This is a genomic window from Asaia lannensis NBRC 102526 (assembly GCF_024054035.1).
GTDB classification, from domain to species: Bacteria; Pseudomonadota; Alphaproteobacteria; order Acetobacterales; family Acetobacteraceae; genus Asaia; species Asaia lannensis.
Window position 1 is genome coordinate 96,611 of the sequence record NZ_JAMXQU010000003.1, and the last position, 24,883, is coordinate 121,493.

The following is a 24,883-nucleotide window of genomic DNA, read 5'->3' on the forward strand; positions in this document are numbered from 1 at the left end:
GTATCCTGATGTGACAGCGCATGCAGCGGCGGTGTAGTCCACGTTGCATTGGCTTGTATTGTCTGGAGACACCGATGCGCTATCGATCATTAGGCTCTTCCGGTTTAACCGTCTCGGCCCTCGGTCTAGGATGCAATAATCTCGGGGGGCGCGTCGATATTGAGGCGTCCTGTCGCATCGTCTCTGCAGCGCTCGATCACGGCATTACGTTCTTCGACGTTGCAGACGTCTATGGTCGACGCGACGCGCATGCCGGTGCTTCTGAAGAGGCTTTGGGAAAAGCTCTACGCGGGCGACGCAACGATGCGATCGTCGCGACGAAATTCGGCATGAAAATGTGTGCAGGTGAGGATACGGTCGGCCGCGCATCGGGCGCCTCGCGCAGCTATATCCTGCGTGCTGTCGAAGACAGTCTGCGGCGTCTGAAGACCGAATGGATCGATCTCTACCAGCTCCATTGCCCGGATCCCCGAACGCCTCTGGAGGAAACGCTCGACACACTGGACATGCTCGTACGGCAAGGGAAGATACGCTATGCAGGCGTTTCGAACCTCCCGGCCTGGCAGGTTGTAGACGCCTGTCATATCGCCCAACGCGACCGTTTGACGGGTATCATCAGCTGCCAGGATGAGTTCTCCCTCCTGTCGCGATCGGCAGAGAAAGACCTGATCCCTGCCATGACGCGTTTCGGTCTGGGTCTGCTTCCCTATTTCCCACTCGCTTCGGGCATGCTCACAGGCAAATACCGTCGGAATACTCCACCACCGCAGGGATCGCGTCTGGCCGTCTGGACCTATCTTCAGGCGCGTTACGAGGCACAGGAGATCTGGACGCTGCTCGAACGGCTTGAGCATCTGGCGGCGTCCCACGATCTCAGCCTGACCGATCTCGCCTTCAGATGGCTCCTGCACCATCCGATCGTAGGGAGCGTCATCGCCGGGGCCACCTCGGAGTCACAGGTTATCGCCAATGTCTCTGCCTGCTCAGACATGCTTCCCCACGACTTATGGAACGAGCTCAATGCTCTTCTCGCACAGCAAGGACCTGCCGAATGACAGACCCGCTACGCAACTGGACGGTCACACGGCTTTCCCCCGATCCCGAAATCGTCTGCCGCCCGGCCCCCTCACTGGACGATACTTCTCTGGATCGGGCTATCGAAACGGTCTGGCAGGCGGCACGCGAGAAATTCCCGAAGCTCTATAACGGCCGTGTCTTCTGTCTTTCGCATATGGATGCTGCAAGGCTCGAAGGATTCTGGTGCGAATTCCGCTGGGTTCTCGCGCAGATGCGCGACCCTGCACTGGCCGAGAAGCTTCATCTGCGTTCGCTGGCCGTAACGGGACTGATGACCTGCAAGGAAGGAATCGTGCTCGGCCGACGTAACCCGAATGCCCTCTATCTCCCTGGCCTCTGGCAGGGCGTTCCCGCTGGAAGTGTAGAGACACGAGACGAAAACGACCCGCTCGATCTCGGCGCGCAACTCATGGCTGAGCTGGAAGAGGAGGTCGGCATGACAGGACAGGTGCGTCTACGCGGGCCTTTTCTGGCATGCGAACACAGCACCACACATATCGTCGATCTCGGGTTTCTGATTGAGACCGATCTCCCGTTCGAGACAATCCGTGCAGGATGGCAGGCCAAGGCCAATGACGAATATGACGAGCTGATCTGCATTCCCGTTGCATACAGGGGCAAGATCGAAGCCGATGTTCTGCCAACGACACGCGCCATGCTGGAGCTGCTTGCATCATGAGTGCCTACCGCCCTCTCACCGCCTCCACACTGATAGACTATCTGGCCGATCTGCCCTCCATCACGGCCCGGCTCGGCGGTGACAAATCGAACTGGACCGCACGCGAGGTCAGCGACGGTAACCTCAACACCGTATTCATCGTGTCAGGACCAGCTGGCAGCGTATGCTGCAAGCAGTCCCTGCCCTATGTCCGTGTCGACCCCTCATGGGCCATGCCTCTTGAGCGCACCCTTTTCGAGGCAAGATGGATGCAGGCCACCGGCAAGGCTGCGGGTGGCCAGGTTCCGGCGCTCTATCACCTCGATGAGGGCCTGTTTCTGATCGTCATGGAAAATCTCGGCCACCACCGCGTCCTTCGCGACGTGCTGATCGGGGGTACCGCGCCCGCAGGTTTCGGTGCTCGTATCGGCGAGTTCATCGGTCATGCGGCCTTCGCCACATCCTGGCGTGCCATGCCGTTTGAAGATGTCCATATTCTGCGTGACATCTTCTCACGCAATCTGGCGCTGACACGTATCACCGTCGATCTCGTCTTTACCGATCCCTACCGGGAAGACTGTGCCAGAAACCACTGGCAGAGCCCCGAACTCGACGAGACTGTCCTCAGCCTGCAGCGGGATCACGCCCTGCTGCTGGCAGTCGAACGATTGCAGGAGCGCTTTCTCTCGACCGGGCAATGCCTGCTTCACGGCGATCTTCATACCGGATCGGTCATGATCGGAGGCGATGACGTTCGCATCATCGACGGTGAGTTCGCACTTTACGGACCGCTTGGCTTCGATCCGGGAATGTTCATCGCCAATCTTGCGCTGAATGCCTGTGCCCAGCCTGACCACGCATCCTGGATGCGCGATGAAATCACACTTGTCTGGGAGAATTTCACACGCGCTTATCTGGAACACTGGGACACAGCGCATCTGAGGGGCGATGTCGGCTCCCTGACGCGACAGGCCCCCTGCGCCTCGGAGCGTAGCCGTCTCTTCCAGCAGATTATGCACGATCTTGCCGGTTTCGCCGGGCTGGAAATGATCCGCAGAACGATCGGCTTTGCGCAGATTGCCGATTATGACGCGGCGCCGGATCGTGATGCGCAGGCCGAAGCACGTTTGCAGGCGCTGATCTGCGGGCGAAGGCTAATCTGTGAAGCGCAGCATATTGGCACGCTCGACGCCCTCATGTCGCGTCTGCAAGGCCCCTGAAAACCCCTTGTCGCACTACCGACCGGTGGGCCCGTCAGGCCCGCCGGTAGGCGCGGTCGAACCAGACGAGACCCGAGGCTTCGTCACGGTTGAACTCGGCGCATAACGGCTCAACGAAAAACACGCTATGTGTTCCTATCTCCTGGGTAAGGCTGATGCGGCATTCCAGCGTTACGAGCGCCCCTTCCAGCAAGGGCATACCCAGCTCACCCTGACGCCAGTTTCCTGCAGAGAAGCGCGTGTCCATTTCGATGCGTGAGCTGCCGAAAAGCGATGAAAGCGCCTCCTGATCATGAGTCAGGATATTGATGGCAAGCATGCCGTGACGCACAAGATGGGCATGTGTCGACGCTGACCGGTTGACGCAGACAAGCAATGTCGCCGGATCGTCGGAAACACTGCATACGGCAGAAGCCGTGAAGCCATGACGACCGTTCTCCCCGTCTGTCGTGATGATTGTCACGGCGCTCGCAAGGCGTGCCATCGCATCGCGAAAAATTTCTTTCGATAAAGGGGCGCGATCCGGCATCGTTAAGGCTCCACAGCTGTTTGAATAAGTCCGTATGCGGCAAGCGATACCGACCGCAAGGGGTGAGACGATGATTTCCCCGTCAGGGACGATGTTTGGTCCCTTGCCCCCGGGGGCCTTCTCTGTGATATAAACATACGATCATCGTAGATAGTTTATAGACCACACCGGTCATCGATCAATCAAGGCGGAACGGCATATGAAAAGGGCGATACGCATAGGCGCCGGAGAGGCTCTGATCCTGACGGCCAACAGGCTTCTGGACGGTCATATCGTCTGGCGCGATGCACACGGCTCCTGGCAGCGCTCGATTGCCCAGGCCGCGATTCTCGCACCTGAAACCTATGAATCGCAGCTCGAAGAGGCCGTCGCATCCGCGCAGAAGGATGGTGTCGTTGGCGTCTATGAGGTCGTGGTGCGCCCCGGCACGATTGCTGACCCCGTGAGCGTACGCGAGCGCATTCGCGCCTTCGGTCCTACGGTGCACCCCCAGTTTGCCACGGAGTTGGATGCATGAGCGCACCAGTCGGACATTATCAGTATCAGGCGACCGACCGCGAATTTCTGGCCTCGCGCATCGCGGAATTCGAAGGTCAGGTGCAACGCCGCCTCGATGGAACGCTAAGCGAGGACGAGTTCAAACCGCTCCGCCTGATGAACGGTCTCTATCTGCAGCTTCATGCCTATATGCTGCGCATTGCCATTCCCTATGGGGTGCTCGACTCGCGCCAGATGCGCAAGCTTGCGCATATCGGGCGTCATTACGACCGTGATTACGGTCATTTTACCACGCGGCAGAACATCCAGTTCAACTGGATACGCCTGGAAAATACGCCCGAAATCCTGCGTCAGCTGGCCGATGTCGACATGCATGCCATACAGACGAGCGGCAATTGCATACGCAACGTGACCTGCGACCAGTTTGCCGGCGCGGCTGCCGACGAGCTGATGGATCCGCGAGTTCATGCAGAAATCCTGCGGCAATGGTCGACCCTGCACCCGGAATTCACGTTCCTGCCGCGTAAATTCAAGATTGCGATTTCAGGCAGTCCGCAGGATCGTGTGGCTGCACGTTTCCACGATATCGGCATTCTGGCGCGACCGGGCGAAGACGGCCCCCTGTTCCGCATCTTCGTTGGGGGTGGCCTGGGCCGTACCCCGCTCGTCGGTCATGAACTCTTCGATTCCGTGCCGGAATCCGAACTTCTGATGACGCTTGAAGCCATTCTGCGTGTCTATAATGCCTATGGACGCCGCGATAATATCTACAAGGCACGTATCAAGATCCTGGTGCAGGCGCTCGGTATTGACGGCTACCGTGAGGCGGTCGCCCATGAGCTTACACGCATGGATCCGGCGCATTACCGCCTCTCTCCAGAGGTGGTATCCGCCATACGCGCCCGGTTTGCGGTGCCCGACCTGACAGCCTCACCAGACGCCGAGGCCAGATTGCGCCGCGACAGACTCGCCAACCCGGATTTCGACCGCTGGGTGCGCAGCAACACCATGCCCCATTTCGCGCCGGGTCGAATTGCCGTGACAGTGTCCATCAAACCTGCGGGCGGTATACCGGGCGACGCGACCTCGGATCAGATGGATCGCCTTGCCGATCTGGCAGACCGCTATTCCTTTGGCGAACTGCGTATCACCCACCTCCAGAACGTCGTTCTTGCTCATGTCGCACAGGACGATCTCCTCTCTCTCTGGACGTCGCTTGTCGAAATCGGGCTGGGAGATGCGAATAATGAGCTGATCGGCGATATCGTCGCCTGCCCCGGTCTCGATTACTGTGCACTGGCCAATGCACGGTCGATCCCTATTGCCCAGAAGCTGAGCGCACGTTTTGCCGATAACGCCTTGCAGGAAGAGATCGGAAAACTGCGTATCAATATATCCGGATGCATCAACGCCTGCGGACATCACCATGTCGGGCATATTGGATTGCTGGGTGTCGACAAGCGCGGTGAGGAGTTCTTCCAGATCACGCTTGGCGGGCGTGACGATGACAAGTCGCGCACAGGCGATATCCTCGGCGCGGCCCTGCCCGAAGACGACATGGTCGATGCAATCGCCCGGATCGTCGATCGCTATCTGAGTGTGCGCGAAAAGGGCGAGGAATTCCTCGACACGCTTACCCGCCTCGGCGATGCCCCCTTCAAGGAAGCCGCTTATGAAACTGTTTGAACTGGGAAGTCTTCGTCACCCTGCACCGACCGCCATCGATATCGTGACTGTGTCGGAAATGACGGAGGCCAGCCGAGCGATCAGACTGCATCCCGATTTCGATGTCGAGTTGCTCGGGGCCGCGCTCGATCACCTCGATCTAATCGTGGTGAATTTTCCCATATTCCGTGACGGACGCGGCTTTACTCAGGCACGCGCGCTGCGGGAGTATTATGGCTTCTCGGGAGAAATCAGGGCAGAAGGCCACCTCATTCCGGATCAGGCACAGTTCCTGCGCAGCTGCGGCGTTGATACCGTTCTGCTCGACGATACGGTCGATACAGCCCCCTGGTTCAAGGCGCTTGCCCTCTTCCCGGTAACCTATCAGCAGCGTCTCGGACTGCGCTGAAACGCGAGGGCCCGGATCCTTTCAGCGGGCTTTGTCACCAGAAGCATGGGGGGCGATCAAGCCCCCTGCACCGCTCAGACACAGCAAGGGTCAGAAACGATAATTTGCCCAGCCAGCAAAGAAATCCGAGCCTGAAAACCCGGCGCGCGTGAGGGCGGGACCAGCCTGTAAGTGCTCGTAACGCCCCGTGAAATTCAGTCTCGGGGTCAAGGTCCATACAGCCTGAGCCCGCGTTGACTGCGCCACGCGTGAGGCGCGTGTGTTCTGGGTGCCAGCAAACGCGCTGCCATTTGCCCTGTAGACCGCATCACTCAGGCTGGCCCGCCAGGCAAACTGGTATTCCAGGGTCAGACGCAGACTCTCCAGCGGGGATATCGTGAAGTTAGGCGCGAAAGCGATCAGATTGGTCGGTGTCAGAAAGAGCTGATAGCTATAATAGATGTTATTACCGAACGGGGCGAAGGCACTGCGCAGCGTTCCTTTGCCATAAGCGCCGCCACCGCTCGCATAATCGACATGAAAGCCGATCCTCGGCGCTGTCGCGCCAGCGCCGAGCCGATAGGTCTGGGCCAGAAAAAATTGCCAGGCCGAGATGGTACGCCCGTCATAATGACCGCCCTGATAGTTACCGGTCCAGTCGATCGTAAGACGATCTACATCGCCCCAGAGGCGCATCCCGTAATAGAGACGATCCTCCCGTGCCGGCGCCCCTGCCCAGACCGCACGCCGGTTTCTGAGACGCCAGATGAACGGATCTAGGTAAAGCTTTGATTTTACGAGAAAGTCATGCGGAATGACGATACCTACGGTCCCCCCCGAGAACCTGGTACCGCGCTCAAGAACATCATCCCTGACACCGCCCTGGCCCAGACGGGTATAGTTGAAATCGAAGAAATCTCCCCGTACCATGCGGCCACGTATCCAGAAGCGCGTCCCATTGAGGACGAAGCGCAGCGTATTGTTGTCACGCTGTGAGGTCATCAGATTGGCCCCATCGGTGAATTCCTGGCGGCCAAAGCGCGCGCCGAGATGAACACGTGACAAAGGCAGATTAGCCTCTGCAAAATATTGCTGCAAAAACAGTTTGTTCCGCATACTTGCTGCCGGGTTGCCTATGTTGGGTCCGGACACACCGCCATGGGCAAATTCGCCAAAAGCGCGAAAATAGCGTGTGATATGCAGGTCTGCGCCGCTAACCAGACGCATGATATCCTGACGCTGAAGCGGCCCTTTTTTCAGATTGGGGTTACTGGTCTGGTTCAGCCTCAGCCGCATTTCCCCCGAGAAGGTCAGATAGACCGATTGAGAGGGCGTGAGCGGCACGAATTTGAGGCGATCCAGAAAATCACGACGGTTTTTCGGATCGCGCATCTTCCGCCAGTCCTCCGCCCAGCGTGAAAGATTGTAACCGGACGTCGTAAGACCGTCCCCGGCGGCCGGCGATGGATAGGTGGTTACCGCCGGTTCTGCGGGGGCACGCGTCTGAAACGGGTCGGGTGCCGGGTTTGTCCCGAGAACGGCGCTCTGCGCCATGCCGCTATGCGGCCACGCCACCATACCTGCGAGCAAGGCAACACCCAGACTTTCCCGCATCGGGGAACGATGATGAAACCGGAACCACATGAGCGTGTATCCTGTCGCTCAGGCAAGAGGAGACTGCGTGGCGGACCCGTCGTCGTTTGACGAACCGAGGGCGGCTGCCAGCTTGTCACGGTCGAGTACACCCTCCCAGCGCGCGACGACGATTGTAGCCACGGCGTTACCGATGAAATTGGTCAGACTGCGACACTCGCTCATGAACCGGTCGACACCCAGAATAAGGCCGATACCCGCGACGGGGATCGTTGGCAGGATAGAGAGCGTCGCCGCCAGCGTGATGAACCCGGCACCCGTCACCCCTGCCGCTCCCTTGGAGGACAGCATGGCCATGCCCAGAAGCAGAACCTGCTGCCCCAGTCCGAGATGGATGTCATACGCCTGGGCAATGAAAAGAGCCGCCAGCGTCATGTAGATATTGGTGCCATCCAGATTGAACGAATACCCCATCGGAACAACCAGCCCGACGATGCTTTTGGGGCAGCCTGCCCGTTCCATCTTTGCCATGAGGCTGGGCAAAGCGCTTTCGGAAGAAGAGGTGCCAAGCACAAGAAGGAGTTCGGCGCGCAGGTAGACAAGCAGGCGCAGAATGGAAAAGCCGGCCAGCCATCCGACGACACCGAGCACAACGACGATGAACAGAATGGCAGTCCCGTAAAAGGTGAGAACCAGAGTAAACAGATCGGCAAGGCTGGAAGCGCCGTATTTTCCTACCGTAAACGCAATGGCACCGAAGGCGCCGATCGGTGCCGCCTTCATCAGAATCCCGACGATACGAAAGGCCACGGCAGAGGCCTCTTCAAGGACGTCATAGATACGCGCGCCGCGCTCCCCCATCAGCGCAAGGCCGATCCCTGTCAGTATGGCCACGAACAGGGCCTGCAGGATGTTGCCTGTGGTCAGTGCCGAGACGAACGTGTCAGGAATGATGTTGAGGACAAAGGCGACAATACTGCTGTCATGCGCCTTGCCAATATACCCGGCAACGCTTGCACTCTGTGTTGCTGCATCGCTCAGCGAGGCGTGAATGCCCGCTCCCGGCCGAATGAGATTGGCCATGCATAAACCGACCACCAGAGCCAGCGTCGAGAAAAACAGGAAATAACCGAAGGTCTTGGCCGCCACGCGTGCCACAGCGCGCAAATCGCGCATACCGGCAATACCGGTCACAATGGTCAGAAAGATCACCGGTGGGATGATCATTTTCACAAGGCGTATGAAACCCTCGCCGAGCGGCTGCAGCGCCTGACCGGTCTGCGGCGCGAAATGCCCGATCAGCGACCCGATCACGATGGCGACGAGAACCTGCATGTAGGTATGACGCCAGAGCGGAACATGCTCCCGATCATGGGCAGGGGGATGCGCTTCGCAGCCGGTGACGTGTGGTTTCATTGTCTTCCCTGCCATAGCGTCGCGAAAGCGCTCGTTAAGATTACACCGGTGTAATCAAACAAGCACTACGCTATAGGCGTCGCATGACAATGCACATTTGATTGAGCATCGTTAATACTGCGCACAGGGAACAAAAAACCGGCCTCAAAGCCGGAAAAACAGCATAAGAGTCGGTAATTCTACCTGCTCTTCCTGAAATACTGGCTCGCTCTGAGGGCTTGTGTCTGTCTCAAACAGGCCCGCATCAGACCGAACACTGCCCGTCAGGCGGTAACGGGGAGTATGAATCCCCCCGCCCGGTCAGACGGGGAGACGATTGTACGGCCTCAGAGTTCGGGATGTTCGGAGGCGAAAGCCGCAGCAGCGCCAAAAAGACCGGGCTGCGGGTGGGTGATGATCTTGACCGGCATATCGCCCATCATGCTCTCAAACCGTCCCTTTGCCACAAAACGCTCGGCAAAGCCCGAATGCGGCAGACGATCGGCAACGCGCAGACCAAGTCCGCCGGCAATCACCACACCCTGTGCACGATGGGCAAGAGCAAGGTCACCGGCGACGGCGCCGAGAGACAGGAAGAAGCGTTCGAGCGCCGCGGCAGCCATCGAATCGCGTCCTTCCATGGCCATTTCCCACAGCGCCTTGTTGTCGCGCATCGTGATCGGCAGGCCCTGCATTTCCGCAATGATTTCATACAGGTTGGTCAGACCCGGTCCTGACACGATACGCTCTGCCGAAACACGGCGGAAACGGCGACGAAGCGCACGCAGAATCTTGTCCTCGAACTCGTCGAGCGGGGCAAAATCGATATGGCCACCTTCGGTCTCGATCACGAAATACTGCCCCTTGCGACGCAGCAGACAGGCAGCGCCGAGGCCCGTGCCCGGTCCGACGATGGTTGTCGTGCCCTCGGTCGGTAGCGGGCGATCAGGCCCGCACAGATGATCGAGGTAGCGATCGTCGATCTGCGCCACGGCGTGACCCACGGCACCGAAATCGTTCACCAGGGTGAAATCGTCCAGATGGAGGCGCTCAGCCAGCATGGTAGGCTGGATGACCCAGGGATTGTTGGTCATCTTGAGCGTTTCGCCCTGGATGGGGCAGGCAATCGCAATGCCGGCGTAGCGCGGCAGTTCGCGCCCGATCTTGCGGCCGAATGCCTCCCAGGCAAGAGCGAGGCTTGCATGATCTGCCGTACGCAGGGTCGTCGCCTCTCCGAGGTCGACCACACGTCCCTGATCGACCTTGGCGATCGCAAAACGCGCGTTCGTTCCTCCAATATCGACGGTGACAATATCCTGCATGTTTTGCTCCAGTTTCCAGGGGCCATAGTCCAGAGGCCCTGACCGGACCGGGCGAACCCGGCAGATCGGTCGGTCAGCACCTCCACTTTAACGTGAGGAAGCACTCGCAGGCTATCACCACTTCGTCAACACCCGCAGCCGACAAAAGACTTGCCACGATTTATCGATCGAGGGCCTTCTGTCTTACTTTTGCAAGACGAAGCAGTCGATGGGCGATCGGCCGGGGAACGACGGCAGAGATGAACTTCAGCAGCAGAAAAATACGCGGAAACACCAGAACCGCACGTCTTGCGGAGACCGCATCGGCAATGCGTTGCGCCGCATCTTCTGCAGAGACCAGAAAAGGTCGCGCCCCGTCCAGACGGCGGCTCATAGCCGTGTCGATATAGCCGGGCTCGATCACAGTCACCCCCACGCCATGCGGTGCCATTGCCGCATGAAGTGCGGTTCCGAACCGGGCCATCCCTGCCTTGGAACTGCTATAGGCAGTCGCGAAAGGCAGATCGTGATGTGCAGCCACCGAGCCGATCAGGGCGATACGCCCCCTTTTACGCATGGCCATTCTGCCCGCTGCTTCTGTAGCGAGTGTGGCCGGCGTTGCGTAGTTGACCAGCGTGGCCTCGCGCACGGCCTCGACTTCCTCCACCAGCGCCCCTTCCGGTCTGATGTCCGAAACGCCCGCATTGAGAATAAGCAGATCGACAGGTCGCGCGTCGTCGCATCGACGCAGCAGCGCGAGTGCAGCATCGATATCCGTCAGCGCGAGCGTATGACACGCAACCTCGCTTCCCTGAGCACGACAGGCCTCGGCGACGGCGTCGAGACGGGACTGGTTACGCCCCCACAGGGTAAGCATGACCCCTCTGGCAGCGTAGTGGAGCGCCAGCGCTTTGCCCAATCCGCCAGAGGCTCCCGTGATCAGGACATGGCTGGGCGTAAACTTGAGCTTTGCAAACCGCTCTGGACGTGACATTCAACGCGCTTTCGTCAGTGACGCGGATGGCCGATCGTACCATGGGGTCGAGCCGGACCAGCCGCGATAGAGAGTAAACCTTGCCGGACGCAGAAGATCTCCGCCAGTTCGTCGCCGATCAGCCTATGGCCGATCGTCTCCCAGGAGACCTGACCGCGATTATGCCGCGCCCCGCCGTGGCCGGACAAGACACGACAGCCGCACGCAGAATGCAACCTGAAGACAGCATTGCCGACTCTGGTGACAGACTGGACGGTGATACCGTGATTGTCCGACCTGTCATTACGCGTAAAGACCTCACCACCTTCATCCGCCTGCCGCGCATGCTCTACAAGGGGTTGCCCGGCTATGTGCCGCCGCTCGACATGGAGCAGAACGACCTGCTCAATCCGAAACGCAATGGCATATACCGTCATGCTTCGGTGCGATGTTTCATCGCCTGGCGTGGTGATCGCCCGGTGGGACGCATTTCCGCAGTTGTCGACGGCAAGGCGCTGGAAGCCTGGGACGAGAAAATCGGCTGGTTTGGCGCGCTCGATGCCCTTCCGGACCGAGAAGTCCTGAAGGCGCTTCTCGATACGGCCGAACACTGGCTGCACGATCAGGGCATGATCCGTATGCGCGGGCCGGTAACGCTCGGCTATCACGGGGAATCGGGGCTCATGATCAGCGGCCAGCAGGAAGCGCCCATGATCGGCACACCATGGCATCCACCGGAACTGCACGGACTTCTCGAAACGCTCGGCCTCGAACCCACGCGCGACCTTCTGACTTTCAAACTCGATCTGACGGACGATCTCGATGATCGTCATATCGTGCCGGGCGCCCTCAAACCCGGCGAGGGCAAGCTTGGTGACGTCACCGTCTCGCATCTCTCGAAAAAGCAGATCACCTCACAGGGCGAAATCCTGCGCTCGCTTTATAACGACGCCTGGGCAGGTACCTATAATTTCGTGCCTTTGCAGTCCTATGAGATGGAAGGTCTGATCGAGCAGCTCAAGCTGGTTCTTCGCCCCGAACACTACGTGCAGATCGACCATGGGGGCGAGCCCGCCGCCATGGCACTGGTCGTACCCAATGTTTTCGACATCGCCCGGGGAATTGACGGCGCACCCTCGCCTCTTGGCTGGGCCAAACTCGGCGCCCGCCTGCTCGGGCATCGTTTCGATTCAGCACGCGTGATCCTGCTTGGCGTTTCGCACAAGGTGCGCGGCACGCTGCTCGGTGCGCTCATGCCCTCGCTTGCCATCGACGAACTGATCCGTCGTCGGGCAACCCTGCCCTACAAGTTTGTCGAACTTGGATGGATACTCGACACGAACACCCCGATGCTCAACCTCGTGCGTCGTCTGGTTCCCGAACCGAACAAAGTCCATCGTATCTACGAAAAAGACATCGCCCGCTGAAACGCCCCAGCGCCGCAATGCCTCGGCGCCGCAGACTGAGGCGCGCCGTTTTCGCAGTCACAAGGCTCGAAACGACGCCTATGTCGCTCGGCGGTAAAAAGACAAGCGCGTGCCATCCGGACATGCGTCTGTCAGATGGGCACGCTCAGAGGTGTCGCGATCAGAAATGCTGCCAGCCGGTTTTTCTGAGCGGCATTTCCCGCCCGTTCGCGTCCAGCACAACAACGCCTGAACCCTGCACGACGCGCCCTATCTGCGTGACGTTAAGGCCGGCTTTTTTCCCGGCCTCTCGAATCGCGTCCGTCCGGGAGTCCGGAGCCGTAAAGAGCAGCTCGTAATCGTCGCCACCTGTCAGACAGGTTTCGAGCCACGCCGGACCGGCGGCCTCGGCCTCAGGTGAGAGCGGCACCCTGTCAGCCTCGAGTTCGAGGCGCACGCCGCTCTGTCGGGCAATATGACCGGCGTCCTGCACAAGTCCGTCGGAGATATCCATTCCCGCACTGGCAAAATCCTGAAGCGGGAATCCGGTTCTGGGTTGTGGCAGGCGATAGCGCCCGGTCAGGATGCCCCCGGGATCGTCAACCTCACCCAGAAGAGCCTGCAGGCCAAGTGCAGCATCGCCTATCGTGCCGGTCACCCAGATCACGTCGCCTGCCCTTGCCCCTTTACGGCGCACGGCACGGCCTTTGCTGACTTCACCCAGAATGGTCAGGCTCAGCACCAGGGGGCCACGCGTGCTCGTTGTATCGCCGCCGAGAAGAGAGAGGCCGAACAGATGCTGATCCTGAAAAAGCCCGGTACTGAAACTGGCAAACCATTGATCGTCGAACGATGCCGGTCGGCTGATATTCATCAGATAACCGCGCGGTTTCGCCCCCATGGCGGCACAATCGGACAGACTGACGCGCAACAGCTTGCGTCCAATGGTCTCCGCCGGATCGTCAGGCAGAAAATGCACGGCCTCGACGAGCGTATCGGTCGATAAAATCAGCTCATGCCCCTCGGGCACGTCGATCAGGGCCGCATCGTCACCCAGCTCCAGCGCACCATTCCCGGCCAGAGGCCGGAAAAACCGGTCGATGAAATCGAACTCTCCCCCGCTCATCTCAGAAGTCGATCACATCATGGCTCTTCGGGCGCATCCGGCGCTGCCGGATCTTCCTGTTGCGGGGCCGAGGTCTTGCGGCTCAGTGCATCCAGCACGCCGTTGACCAGACGCGCCTCATCTCCCGAAAAGAACCCGTGTGCTACATCGAGATATTCGTTGATGACGACGCGTGCCGGCACGTCCTCTCCAAGCTCCCAGACACCGGCGCGCAAAAGGGCACGCAATACGGGATCGAGGCGGATCAGCGGCCAGTTTGCAGGCAGGGCACCGACAAGTGCCGCATCGATGCGATCCTGAGAGAGCGTCACGCCTTTGACGATCAGTCCGAACAGACGGAAATCGGCATCGGGCACGTAGCCATCTTCGAACCCGTTTTCAGCACTGCCTGCCAGACGATGGCGCTGGAACTGGCTGATAACGGTCTCGGCATTCTCGCCACCCTGCTCGCACTGGAACAGCGCCTGAACGGCTGCGACACGTGCCACCGTACGCGAGCGCTTCGGGGTGTTCTTGTTCGGTGTCTCGTCGCTCATCATCAATCCTTTTCTTTCCTGCCCGGTTCTTTCCCATCGGGGCTTTTCCCGTCTGGGTCCTTACCGCGCAGGTCCTTACCGCGTAATTTCGATACGAGAGCAGGCTCTGCCTCCTCACCAGGACGCATATCCGTCAGAAGTTTGGAAAAAGCCTCAACCTCGCGAAAATCGCGATACACACTTGCAAAGCGCACATAAGCGACACCATCGATGCTGTGCAATGCATCCATCGCCAATTCGCCTATACGCGCTGAAGAAATCTCTGCTTCGCCCGAGGCTTCGAGCTGGCGCACAAGGCCGTTGACGATACGTTCCTGACGTTCTTCCTCAACCGGGCGCTTGCGCAAGGCGATACGAATGGAGCGTGCGAGCTTGTCACGGTCGAATGGCACACGTCGGCCATCCATTTTTGTCACCACGAGTTCACGCAACTGAACACGCTCGATTGTCGTAAAACGCTGGGTGCAGGCGTTACAGACGCGACGACGCCGTATCGCGGCACCATCGTCCGTCGAACGACTGTCCTTGACCTGCGTATCTTCATGGCCGCAGAACGGGCAGTGCATGAAACTTTACCCCCTGATGGGCAGATGGATGGCATTGACCGGCAAAATAAGCCGGGGGCAGAAAGGAGCGTATCGGTGACAAGAGTGCAAGCAATTCCAGCACTGCTCATGACAGTTTGCCTGGCGGGAGGCGTCATGATGCCCGCCAAGGCCATGGCCCAGACCGATGATTCAACGATTCCGGGGCAGAAAAACGCCAATCGCGATATTACCATAGAAGGCTGGATGCGTCGCGCCCCGCATTATCCCGGGCTTGCCGCCGCCTATTTCACGATCGTCAACAAGGGACATGATGCGCATCTGATCTCGGGCGTGACATCGCCGGATTGTCAGGCGATCGAAGCTTTCCACAGCGAGCAGGAAGTGACCCGCCACACGGCAAGCCTGTTTTCTCATTTCACGATCCCGGCGGAAATGACCATGGTGTTTCCGGTTGGTGGGTATCATCTGATCTGTCGCAATTTCCCCGATACGATCAAAACCGGGGACAGCGTGCCCCTCACCTTCAAATTCCTTGGCGGAACATCGTCAACCGTGAATTTCGTTCTCAAGGACTGAAGCTCCTCCACTCGCCCCCTAAACAGATCGATGGGGGGCGAGGCGTTACTCGCCTTCGAGCGCCGCAATGACGGCATCGCCATAGCGCTTGAGCTTCGATGCACCCACACCGCGTATGAGAGAGAGCTCCTCGACCGTATCGGGATTTTCCCGCGCGATCTCGCTCAGAACAGCGTCATGGAAAATGACATAGGGAGGAATTTCCTGCTCTCTCGCCTCATCGCGCCGCCAGCGGCGCAGAGCCTCGAAACGGGCACGCTCATCGCTGTCGAGCGCATCTACCAGCCCGGCCGATGACGGGCTGCGCGAAGGGAGTGAGGGACTTTTAAGCGGGTCCGCACGCAGTCTCAGCGTTTCCTCACCGCGCAATATCGGACGAGCCACATCGACATCCAGGCCGAGCGTTCCATGCTCGCCGCTCATTCTTATGGCCCCGCGCGCGATGAGCTGACGGATCACCCCGCGCCACCACTGCTCAGAGTGCTCTTTCCCCACGCCGAACACGGTCAGATGCTGATGTGCGTGTCTTTCGATCGCCTCGGTCAGTTTACCGCGCAGCACCGTCGTCAGATGCACGGCGCCGAAGCGTTGTCCGGTCCGGTAGATTGCCGAAAGCACTTTCTGTGCTGCCTGGGTACCATCGAAGGTCTCTGCGGGGCTGCGACAATTATCGCAATGGCCGCATGCGCCCGGCAATGCCTCGCCAAAACAGGCCAGCAACGCCTGGGTACGGCACCCGACCGTCTCGGTCAGGGCAATCATGCTCTCCAGACGCGCCTGCATGACGCGCTTTTCGCTATCGGGTGCGCTCGACTGCTCCAGCCAGTAGCGCGCACGCGCCATGTCTTCACCGCCATAAAGCAGAAGGGTATCGGCGGGTTCGCCATCGCGGCCTGCACGGCCGATCTGCTGATAATAGGCCTCTGGCGAGGCCGGCATATCCAGATGCACAACACAGCGCACGTCAGGACGGTCTATCCCCATACCGAACGCCACGGTCGCGACGATCACCATGGGTTCACCACTGCGGAAACGAAGCAGTGTCGCGTGTTTTTCCTGTGGTGACAGGCCCGCATGAAACGGCAAGGCGTTGAACCCGCGCTCACGCAGGCTCTTGGCCATACGCTCCGTACGGTTACGGCTGCCGCAATAGACGATGGCAGCATCTTCGCGATGCGGTGCAAGCGCGTCCTGCACCTGCTTTGTCTCCGAACCCTTCGGCAGAGCTGCAAGGAACAGATTGGGCCTGTGGAAGCTCGATGTCAGCCGGCGCGCGTGAGGCATGCCAAGGGCCAGAAGCACGTCGTCCTGTGTGCGTGAATCCGCCGTTGCTGTAAGGGCAATACGGGGCACATCGGGGAAAATGGATGGCAGATCGGCAAGGGCACGATATTCGGGCCGGAATTCATGCCCCCAGGCCGAAACGCAATGGGCCTCGTCAATAGCCAGCACCGATACAGGATGACGGGCGAGCCAGCGCGCCGTTCCCGGTGAAACGAGCCGTTCGGGAGAAATGTACAGGATATCGACACGACCGTCGCGCAGATCGTTCCGCGTCTTTTCCAGACGGTCGGGGTCGAGTTCGGAATGCAGGGCCGCTGCATTCACGCCAAGCTGACGTAATGCAGCCACCTGATCGTCCATCAGCGCGATAAGCGGCGAAATGACGATACCCATGCCCGGGCGGCACAGGGCCGGTACCTGATAACAGAGGCTTTTACCCCCGCCGGTCGGCATGATGACGAGAACATCCTCGCCATTCATGACGGCCTCGATCACCTCTTTCTGCTGTCCACGGAAGCTGGAAAACCCGAAGACACGGTGCAGGACCGCATCGGGTGCTTCGCTCGTATCGGGTTCGACGAAAGAGGGTTCGCTCAGGGTCAAGGATCAGGTTGGATCGGTTACGGGCGCGAAGGATCGACCTCGATCGTCACGACACGTGAGGCAACCGAAGCATCTTCGTTGTTCTTGGGCGGACGCGCCAGCTGGGTGATCTGCGCACCGCCGACACCGGCTGCGGTCAGGGCCGCGGCAACGACCTTGGCACGCTCGACCGAAAGCATCTCGTCAGCAGAAAGATTGCCACGGGCGCCGGCATGGCCGATCACCTCGATTGTCTTGGCATGGGTATCGCGGGCATCGGCTGCAGCCTGCTCGATGATCCCCTGCGCGCTGGAAGAAACCGTCGTCGAAGCGGGTTCGAAGAAAACAGGGTAACGATCGCGATCCGCACCATTGGTGCAGGCGGCCAGACCGGCCAGAGCGAAAGCCGACAACATCACAGGCAGACGACGCATCTTTGTTTCCTTTTCGAATCGCCGTGACATCCACGGAGCCGTGGCTTGTCACTGCCTTGTGGCATTCCCGCCGTCAAGAAGCCGCCACAAGGCAGAGCCGATACAGCGCCTGTCAAAGCGGGATCGGAGAGACCTTGCCAGCGACAAGCTGCCATGCCCTGTCGAGACTTTCCACGCCGGTCAGCCTGTGAGCAATCAGGATAACGGTGCGCCCCCGCATCGTGCGCCCCAGCGTCTCCAGAAAAGCCCGTTCGGTGGCAGAATCGAGCCCGGTTGCCGGTTCGTCCAGCACCACGACAGGTGCATCCTGCAACAGCGTGCGTGCAAGCGCGATACGACGCCCCTGACCGCCGGAAAGACGTGCACCGCCCTCCCCGACCCAGCTATCCAGTCCATCGGGAAGTGCCTGCACCGTCTCGGCAATTTCGGCACGTTCCAGCGCTTCCCAGATCCGGGCGTCGGACACATCCTGCCGCCCCATCAGGAGGTTGTTCCTGATAGTGTCCGAAAACAGATGCGTGGCTTGGGAGAGCCAGCCGATACGTTGACGCAGACTGGTGGTATCCAGCGTTTCGAGCGTGTGACCACCGAAGGTGATGGATCCCGATTGTGGCGTGGCCACTTTGAGCAGCAACGCAGCCAGGCTCGATTTACCGGCGCCCGAAGGGCCGATCAGGGCAACATGCTCGCCGGCCCGGATCGTGAGACTTACCCCACGCAGCACCGGTGCACGCGCACCGTCCCAGCCGAAACTGACATCGCTCAGCACGATATCGCCATTTTCCGGTGCCTCGCATGTCTTGCCACTGTCTGAGGGTGGCTCGGAGGCAATATCGACCACCCGGCGGGCTGCCTCACCGACCTGAGCAGAGAGGACGCTGGTCCGTGCGAGGGTTCCGATCGACTCAAAAATGGCGCCAGTCAGGAAAACGAGCGCGACACCAGACAGATAGGTCACACCCAGCCCGCCGAAACCGGCGAGCCCCGCAAGAATGAGAACAAGAGCCAGCTGCCCGCAGAGATAGGAAACCGCACCTGCACCTGCCATGGCACGCGCCTGTGTAAGCTGGGCGTCATGCAGCTTGCTTTCTTCCGTCATGATGCGCTCAGCCAGACGCGCTTCGGCCGAATAGGCTCTGGCTTCGCGCAGTCCGGTCGCCAGATCGAGAGCTGCCACGCGCAAAGACGATTCAGCGTGGAGAATGTGCCCCGAACGCGACGAGGCTCGTCTGGCGGCCCAGAGAGGCACAAGACAGGCCGCAAAGACAAACAACAGGGCCAGTATGACACCCAGGCGCCAATTGGCAGCGCCCGCAACGAATGCGATGACCGGAAGGGATACCGCAATGCCCAGAACAGGCATGGCAATACGCAGATAAAGATTATCGAGGAGCTCGACATCGCCGACGAGACGATTCAGCAGATCGCCCGCACGTCTGAACCCGAGCCCCGCAGCCGCGCCCTGGGCGAGGTTACGGAAAAACCAGACACGCAGGGCTGCAAGTGCGCGGAACATGGCATCATGCGCATATAAACGCTCGGCGTAACGCAGGATGATCCTTGCGCCGCCGAAAGCACGCAGCAGACCGAATGCCGTACCGAGGCCCAGCGCCAGCGCCGTAACGCTTGCGCCCGCATTCCACATGAGTGCGAGACCGCTAAGCAACGCAAGTGCCGAAAGCACCATGCCAAAAACAAGTCGTCCGCTATATGGGCGCCAAACGGACAGTATTTTACGCAGGGCCGCCCGTGTGCCGATCGGGGCTTTGCCATGCTCGGAACGGGTGTGAGGCCGCACGGCAGAAACAGCAGACGTCGCCACCGAAGCAGACGCAGGCTGAACCGAAGGCGGCGAGGAAGGAACGGCATTTTTCACGATGCGCACTCCATAACACTGTCGCTTCCGAGCTGGATTGCGCGGGTGGCAAGCGCTTTCATGGCAGGGGAATGCGAGCTGAGAATAACGGTGCGTGCGGCGGCAAGCATGGCCAGCGAGGCTATGATCGACTGCTCCGTCTGCGGATCGAGATGCGCTGTCGGCTCGTCCAGCAGCAGGAGCGGAGCATCCTTGAGGTAAGCGCGCGCTATGGCCACACGTTGTGCCTGACCACCAGATAGACCGAAGCCTCCCTCTCCGATCACCGTATCGAGGCCTTCCGGCAGATCAGCCAGAACGACTTCGAGTGATGCCGCCCTGATCGCCTCGGCTATTTCCGCTTCGTCGGCCTCGGGCCTGGCGAAAAGAAGGTTCTCACGCAGCGTACCGGCAAATATCACCGGCTTTTGCCCGATCCATGCGAGATAGCGCGCAATATCGCGGCCCTTCATGGTCGAGATATCCTGACCATTGAACAGGATCTGCCCGTCCGTCGGCTGCACGAAACCAAGCAGAAGCTCGATCATGGTGGACTTGCCTGCACCTGACGGCCCGTCAAGCAGGAGAACCTCTCCCGGACCGACAGTGAAATCGACATGTTCGAACACGGGTGGCCCGTCTTTGAGCCAGGCATAGCTGAGGTTCCTGGCCTCCACCGTCACGCCTCCTATACGCTCATCACGTCGATCGGCTGTCTCGTCGATCAGCGTATCGCCTGAAGTGCCGAGCCCATCCATGGCTTCCGCCGCCCCGGCGGCATGCGCACGATCCTGATAGGCCAGAGCCAGACCGCGGAACGGGGCAAAGAATTCGGGCACGAGGAAAAGCGCGAAAAGGGTCTGCGTGAAATGGGGTGAAGGGTGAATGCGCGGCAGGCTACTACCCTCGATATGGACGAAGTGCCCCTGCGTGAAAACGATCAGCACGATCGCAACGACCATAGCGACATCGATTGCGGCAGAGGACAGGAAGGCGACACGCAATATCCTGACCGTGCGACGACGCAGATCGTCCGCCGCCTGAGCAAGCGACGAGGCCTCGCGCTCTGTCGCATTGAAGAGAACGATCGTCGCTATGCCTCTTATACGGTCGAGAAAACGCGACTGAAGGCGAACCATCGCGAGAAACTGGTTGCGCGACGCCAGGGCAGCACCGATCCCGAAAACCGCCTGCGCCACGGGCACCAGAGCACCACAGATCGCAAGAATAAGCGCAGCCCGTGCGTCGACGGCAAAGACGGCGGCCAGAACGATGACCGGGAAAAGCATCCAGGTCATGGAGGCCGGCAACCAACGGCCGAAATAGCCATCGAGTACTTCGATGCGATCGACCAGCAAGGCTGCAATTTCAGCAGAATGCTGCCGTCGCAGAAGAGCCGGGCCCACTCTGAAAACGGAATCGAGCACATCACGCCTCAGACGCTCGCGGGACCTTATGCCGGCTTTGGCGGCAAAATGCTCCTGTAAGTAAAAGCAAAGCGCGCGAAACAGGGAGAGCGCGGCAAAACCTGCCATGAGCGATCCGACAGCCATCCCCTCTGCGCCCGTCTGTCGCAGAAAGAGACGCCCCAGTACGTTCGCCAGACACCAAGCCTGCCCAATGCCTGTGACCGTCGAAATGCTACCGATCAGAACGACAGGGAATGCAGCACGTCTGGCCGGGCCGGATTGTTGGCGGACCCAGGCTCGCACGAGTTTTTTGTCTACAGCGCTCATGATCGGGGGATATAAGCAATGATCGCCGCGAAACATAGGGTTTCAGAGGCGAGATTGCAGAACATTTAAGCCGTTCGGCCACAAGCGAGTAGCGCGGCCCTCAAGCAGGTGAAGACGGAAGGACACAAACGAAAAAACCCTGCTGACGGACAGCAGGGTTTTCGTCTCGACAACAGGCTGTCGGTCCGTCGGGACCGATTACTGACCTGCGGGTGCCGGCATCGTGGATGCGGGCATCTTCATCGAATTGTCCATCGGCATAGGTGCCGGGGCCGGGGCTGTGGCGCTGGCCATCGGTGCAGCTGCCGGTGCCGTCACGGGAACCGGGGTCTGGGCCTGCTGCAGGCTGCGTGCATTCAGGTCGTCGGTCGCTGCATCGCCCTTGTCAGCCTTCTGGTGCATGGCCGTCTTGGTAGCATGGTGAGCCTTGTGGCCCGTATGCTTGGCAAAAGCCGGCGTTGCAACGACAAAAGTAGCGGCCATCAGCGTGGCGCCCAGTGCAGAAATCTTCATCGTTCTTCCTTTCAGAATTCTCTGATCCAGGGTTCACCGCACCTGCAAGGCACGGAGATAGTCCTCTGATGTTAGGACAAACGTAACGAAGTCGTTGCAGTTGCCTCGAAGCATAAAAACTTGTGCATGATCAGCTGCGTATGACGGCACCGGGCTCCTTGGAGACACCATAGGTATCGCGTGCGCGTTTGATGAAGGCCGATACCATCAAACGTACCCCTTCATTGAAAACCACGCCGATCGCATTCTGGAGAAGGCGCGATCTGAACTCGAAGTCGACAAAAAAATCGACAAGGCAACCGCGCGGGTCGGGTGTGAAGGTCCAGACATTGTTCAAATAACGGAATGGGCCCTTTTCATAACGGACCCTGATCCGGTGCGGACGCTCAAGCGCGACGCGGCTGGTGAATGTCTCGCGAAACGGTCCGAATCCGACGCTGAGATCGGCAACCAGCTCATGTTCGGTGCGGGATCTGATAACTGCCTTGACGCACCACGGAAGAAACTGGGGATAGGCACCCACATCGGCCACGAGATCGAAAAGCTGTTCGGGACTATAGGCGATCAACCGTTGCTCGGCATGGGTGGGCATTATGCTTTCTCCGGCTGGAGCACATCCTGCTTCAGCCTGTTCTGACGCGCCTCTCGGAGCGCGGCGAAATCGGAATCCGCGTGATAGGAAGAGCGTGTCAGCGGACTGGAACTGACCTGCAGGAAGCCCTTGGCGCGCGCCATACGGGCAAATTCCTCGAACTCGTCGGGAGGAACGAATTTCGCAACACCCGCATGTTTGGGCGTGGGCTGCAGATACTGTCCCATTGTGATGAAATCGACATCCGCAATACGGAAATCGTCCATGACCTGTGCAACTTCCATCTTTTCCTCGCCCAGTCCAAGCATCAGACCGGATTTGGTAAAGATCGACGGGTCGAGCCTTTTCACATCATCCAGCAGGCGCACCGACTGATAGTAGCGTGCGCCTGGGCGGATAGACGGATAAAGGCGGGGTACAGTTTCGATATTATGATTGAAAACATCGGGTTTTGCCTGAACGACCACGTCAAGCGCGCCAGGCTTGCGCAGGAAATCGGGCGTCAGGATCTCGATTGTCGTTTCCGGCGACGCCCTGCGGACACTGGCTATGGTGCGCGCGAAATGCAACGCTCCACCATCGGCCAGATCGTCGCGATCGACCGACGTAATGACCACATGGCGCAGGCCAAGTTTCGCAACCGCTTCTGCAACGCGTTCGGGCTCATCGGCATCGAGAGCCTTGGGCATGCCCGTGGTCACATTGCAGAACGAACAGGCCCGCGTGCAGATCTCGCCCATGATCATCATGGTGGCATGACGCTGCGACCAGCATTCACCGATATTCGGGCAGGCCGCTTCTTCACAGACTGTCACCAGCCTGTTGTCGCGCATGAGCTTGCGCGTCTCCTGATAGACAGAGCTGTTCGGTGCCCTCACCCGTATCCAGTCCGGCTTGCGCTGGATCGGATTATCGGGCCGATTGGCCTTCTCAGGATGACGAAGCGTGCCGGGCTTGCGGTGATCGATGGTGATGCGCTGCATGGTCATGACTAGAAGTGGAGTGCTCCACCCCAGGCTGCAAGCACCGACTCATGCATGGTTTCCGAAATCGTCGGATGCGGGAAGACCGTTTCCTTCAGTTCCGCCTCTGTCAGCTCGGAGGTACGTGCGATCACAAAGCCCTGGATCATTTCCGTTACCTCCGCGCCGATCATATGCGCACCCAGCAGCTCGCCGGTTTCAGCATCGAAAATTGTCTTGGTGAGCCCATCCGGCTCGCCCATTGCCAGCGCCTTGCCATTGGCAAGGAACGGGAAACGACCGATCTTGAGCTTGCGCCCCGTCGCTTTGGCTTTTTCTTCCGTCAGGCCGACAGAAGCAACCTGAGGGCGGCTATAGGTGCAGCCGGGAATATTGAGCGGATGAAGCGGCTCGGGGTTGTGACCCGCAATTTTCTCGACGCAGATGACACCTTCATGGCTCGCCTTGTGCGCAAGCCAGGGCGCACCCGCCACATCGCCGATCGCCCACAGACCCGGCTCACCGGTACGGCAGAACTCATCGACGACGATATGGGTCTTGTCGATCTTCACCTTGGTCTGCTCAAGACCCAGATCCTCGACACTACCGACGATACCGACGGCGAGAATGACCTTATCCACCACGACATCGGTCGTACCCGCCGCTGTCGTGATCTGCGTCGAAACGGTCCCGTCCTTCTTGTTCAGCGGGCCGACCTTGGCGCCGGTAAGCACCTTGATCCCCTGCTTTTCGAAGGCTTTCTGCGCAAGGCCGCTGATTTCGGCGTCCTCGGCAATCATGATCCTGTCCGCCACCTCGGCGATGGTCACCTCGGCGCCCATATTGCGATAGAAGGACGCAAATTCGACGCCGATTGCGCCGGAGCCGATAACGAGAAGGCGCTTCGGAAGCTCTTTCGGCACCATCGCCTCACGATAGGTCCAGACCAGCTCGCCATCGGGCTCCAGCCCCGGGAAATGACGGGCACGGGCACCAGTCGCCAGGATGACGTCGGGGGCCGCAATACGACCCATCTCCTTGCCATCCTTGGTGATGGAGACGACATGGGCCTTCCCATCGCGACCGGCCAGCTTGGCGCGACCGTCATAAACCCTGACCTTGGCTTTTTTCAGCAGTCCGGCCACACCACGCGAAAGCTGACGGGAAACGGCACGTGAACGCGCCACCACTTTTTCGATATCGAAGCTTACCTTTTCGGCACTGAAACCGAATTCGGCAAGGTTGTGCAGCTGATGGTTGAGTTCGGACGCGCGAAGAAGCGCCTTGGTGGGAATGCACCCCCAGTTCAGGCAGATTCCACCCAGATGGGTGCTCTCCACCACGGCCACATTCTTGCCAAGCTGCGCGGCGCGAAGGGCAGCAACATAGCCGCCCGGTCCACCGCCCACGACGATCAGATCGAATTTGTCCATGGG

24 protein-coding genes are annotated in these 24,883 nt (G+C 59.6%); 8 read left to right on the forward strand and 16 right to left on the reverse strand.

Annotated elements, in window-relative coordinates; all coding sequences use genetic code 11:
• Positions 1-74: 74 nt before the first annotated feature.
• Genes NF685_RS05270 through mtnK form a run of 3 tightly spaced genes read left to right on the forward strand, consistent with a single transcriptional unit; the run spans position 75 to position 2,955 of the window.
• Positions 75-1,055, forward strand: a complete 981-nt coding sequence (locus NF685_RS05270) for an aldo/keto reductase (RefSeq protein ID WP_222547278.1) — start codon at positions 75-77, stop codon at positions 1,053-1,055.
• Positions 1,052-1,756: a hypothetical protein gene (locus NF685_RS05275; RefSeq protein WP_222547277.1), complete on the forward strand. Its 705-nt coding sequence runs from the start codon at positions 1,052-1,054 to the stop codon at positions 1,754-1,756. The genes NF685_RS05270 and NF685_RS05275 overlap by 4 nt, the downstream gene beginning before the upstream one ends.
• Entirely contained in the window at positions 1,753-2,955 is a 1,203-nt protein-coding gene (gene mtnK / locus NF685_RS05280; protein ID WP_252848877.1) for an S-methyl-5-thioribose kinase, read from the forward strand. Before NF685_RS05275 ends, mtnK begins: the two co-directional genes overlap by 4 nt.
• Positions 2,956-2,989: 34 nt before the next feature.
• Here mtnK and NF685_RS05285 read toward each other — a convergent pair whose 3' ends face one another.
• Complete coding sequence (locus NF685_RS05285; RefSeq protein WP_222547275.1) at positions 2,990-3,484, reverse strand: flavin reductase family protein; 495 nt, start codon at positions 3,482-3,484, stop codon at positions 2,990-2,992.
• Between the two features lie 199 nt (positions 3,485-3,683).
• On the opposite strand from NF685_RS05285, the gene NF685_RS05290 reads away from it, so the two are divergent.
• Genes NF685_RS05290 through NF685_RS05300 form a run of 3 tightly spaced genes read left to right on the forward strand, consistent with a single transcriptional unit; the run spans position 3,684 to position 6,056 of the window.
• Positions 3,684-4,001 (forward strand): DUF2849 domain-containing protein, encoded by a 318-nt coding sequence (locus tag NF685_RS05290; protein ID WP_222547274.1) that lies wholly within the window; start codon positions 3,684-3,686, stop codon positions 3,999-4,001.
• A complete protein-coding gene (locus NF685_RS05295) occupies positions 3,998-5,668 on the forward strand; it encodes a nitrite/sulfite reductase (RefSeq protein WP_222547273.1) in 1,671 nt (556 codons plus the stop codon). Before NF685_RS05290 ends, NF685_RS05295 begins: the two co-directional genes overlap by 4 nt.
• Complete coding sequence (locus NF685_RS05300; protein ID WP_222547272.1) at positions 5,655-6,056, forward strand: DUF934 domain-containing protein; 402 nt, start codon at positions 5,655-5,657, stop codon at positions 6,054-6,056. Before NF685_RS05295 ends, NF685_RS05300 begins: the two co-directional genes overlap by 14 nt.
• Positions 6,057-6,146: 90 nt before the next feature.
• Here the strand turns inward: NF685_RS05300 and NF685_RS05305 are convergent, their stop codons facing one another.
• The 4 genes from NF685_RS05305 to NF685_RS05320 all read right to left on the reverse strand — a co-directional run bounded on the left by NF685_RS05305 (position 6,147) and on the right by NF685_RS05320 (position 11,318).
• The gene (locus NF685_RS05305; protein WP_252848878.1) at positions 6,147-7,679 is read right to left on the reverse strand and encodes an alginate export family protein; all 1,533 of its coding nucleotides are present in this window, start codon (positions 7,677-7,679) and stop codon (positions 6,147-6,149) included.
• A gap of 18 nt (positions 7,680-7,697) precedes the next feature.
• Positions 7,698-9,044 (reverse strand): C4-dicarboxylate transporter DctA, encoded by a 1,347-nt coding sequence (dctA, locus tag NF685_RS05310; protein WP_264813694.1) that lies wholly within the window; start codon positions 9,042-9,044, stop codon positions 7,698-7,700.
• A gap of 326 nt (positions 9,045-9,370) precedes the next feature.
• Positions 9,371-10,345 carry a glucokinase gene (gene glk / locus NF685_RS05315; protein WP_222547269.1) on the reverse strand — a complete coding sequence of 325 codons (975 nt, stop codon included), beginning with the start codon at positions 10,343-10,345 and terminating at the stop codon, positions 9,371-9,373.
• A gap of 160 nt (positions 10,346-10,505) precedes the next feature.
• Positions 10,506-11,318, reverse strand: coding sequence for an SDR family NAD(P)-dependent oxidoreductase (locus NF685_RS05320; RefSeq protein ID WP_252848879.1), 813 nt, complete (start codon positions 11,316-11,318; stop codon positions 10,506-10,508).
• 209 nt (positions 11,319-11,527) lie between these two features.
• On the opposite strand from NF685_RS05320, the gene NF685_RS05325 reads away from it, so the two are divergent.
• Entirely contained in the window at positions 11,528-12,724 is a 1,197-nt protein-coding gene (locus NF685_RS05325) for a hypothetical protein (protein ID WP_252849070.1), read from the forward strand.
• A gap of 160 nt (positions 12,725-12,884) precedes the next feature.
• On the opposite strand, the gene thiL is transcribed toward NF685_RS05325, so the two are convergent.
• The 3 genes from thiL to nrdR are packed head-to-tail and all read right to left on the reverse strand — an operon-like array spanning position 12,885 to position 14,931.
• Positions 12,885-13,829, reverse strand: coding sequence for a thiamine-phosphate kinase (gene thiL, locus NF685_RS05330; protein WP_252848880.1), 945 nt, complete (start codon positions 13,827-13,829; stop codon positions 12,885-12,887).
• A 17-nt stretch (positions 13,830-13,846) separates the two neighbouring features.
• Complete coding sequence (nusB, locus tag NF685_RS05335; protein WP_252848881.1) at positions 13,847-14,368, reverse strand: transcription antitermination factor NusB; 522 nt, start codon at positions 14,366-14,368, stop codon at positions 13,847-13,849.
• Positions 14,368-14,931, reverse strand: coding sequence for a transcriptional regulator NrdR (gene nrdR, locus NF685_RS05340; RefSeq protein ID WP_222547265.1), 564 nt, complete (start codon positions 14,929-14,931; stop codon positions 14,368-14,370). Before nrdR ends, nusB begins: the two co-directional genes overlap by 1 nt.
• Positions 14,932-15,066: 135 nt before the next feature.
• Between nrdR and NF685_RS05345 the strand changes: the two genes are divergently transcribed.
• Entirely contained in the window at positions 15,067-15,489 is a 423-nt protein-coding gene (locus NF685_RS05345) for a copper chaperone PCu(A)C (protein WP_222547264.1), read from the forward strand.
• Between the two features lie 45 nt (positions 15,490-15,534).
• On the opposite strand, the gene recQ is transcribed toward NF685_RS05345, so the two are convergent.
• The 8 genes from recQ to lpdA all read right to left on the reverse strand — a co-directional run bounded on the left by recQ (position 15,535) and on the right by lpdA (position 24,880).
• Positions 15,535-17,376 (reverse strand): DNA helicase RecQ, encoded by a 1,842-nt coding sequence (gene recQ, locus NF685_RS05350; RefSeq protein ID WP_252848882.1) that lies wholly within the window; start codon positions 17,374-17,376, stop codon positions 15,535-15,537.
• Positions 17,377-17,393: 17 nt separating this feature from the next.
• Positions 17,394-17,789, reverse strand: a complete 396-nt coding sequence (locus tag NF685_RS05355; protein ID WP_222547263.1) for an OmpA family protein — start codon at positions 17,787-17,789, stop codon at positions 17,394-17,396.
• A 112-nt stretch (positions 17,790-17,901) separates the two neighbouring features.
• Complete coding sequence (cydC, locus tag NF685_RS05360; RefSeq protein WP_252849071.1) at positions 17,902-19,587, reverse strand: thiol reductant ABC exporter subunit CydC; 1,686 nt, start codon at positions 19,585-19,587, stop codon at positions 17,902-17,904.
• Positions 19,588-19,661: 74 nt separating this feature from the next.
• Positions 19,662-21,380, reverse strand: a complete 1,719-nt coding sequence (gene cydD, locus NF685_RS05365) for a thiol reductant ABC exporter subunit CydD (protein ID WP_252848883.1) — start codon at positions 21,378-21,380, stop codon at positions 19,662-19,664.
• Positions 21,381-21,578: 198 nt separating this feature from the next.
• Positions 21,579-21,893 (reverse strand): hypothetical protein, encoded by a 315-nt coding sequence (locus tag NF685_RS05370; protein ID WP_222547261.1) that lies wholly within the window; start codon positions 21,891-21,893, stop codon positions 21,579-21,581.
• Between the two features lie 130 nt (positions 21,894-22,023).
• The gene (locus tag NF685_RS05375; RefSeq protein WP_222547260.1) at positions 22,024-22,485 is read right to left on the reverse strand and encodes a type II toxin-antitoxin system RatA family toxin; all 462 of its coding nucleotides are present in this window, start codon (positions 22,483-22,485) and stop codon (positions 22,024-22,026) included.
• Positions 22,485-23,468, reverse strand: a complete 984-nt coding sequence (gene lipA / locus NF685_RS05380) for a lipoyl synthase (protein ID WP_373317815.1) — start codon at positions 23,466-23,468, stop codon at positions 22,485-22,487. The genes NF685_RS05375 and lipA overlap by 1 nt, the downstream gene beginning before the upstream one ends.
• A gap of 8 nt (positions 23,469-23,476) precedes the next feature.
• Complete coding sequence (lpdA, locus tag NF685_RS05385; protein ID WP_252848885.1) at positions 23,477-24,880, reverse strand: dihydrolipoyl dehydrogenase; 1,404 nt, start codon at positions 24,878-24,880, stop codon at positions 23,477-23,479.
• Positions 24,881-24,883 lie beyond the last annotated feature (3 nt).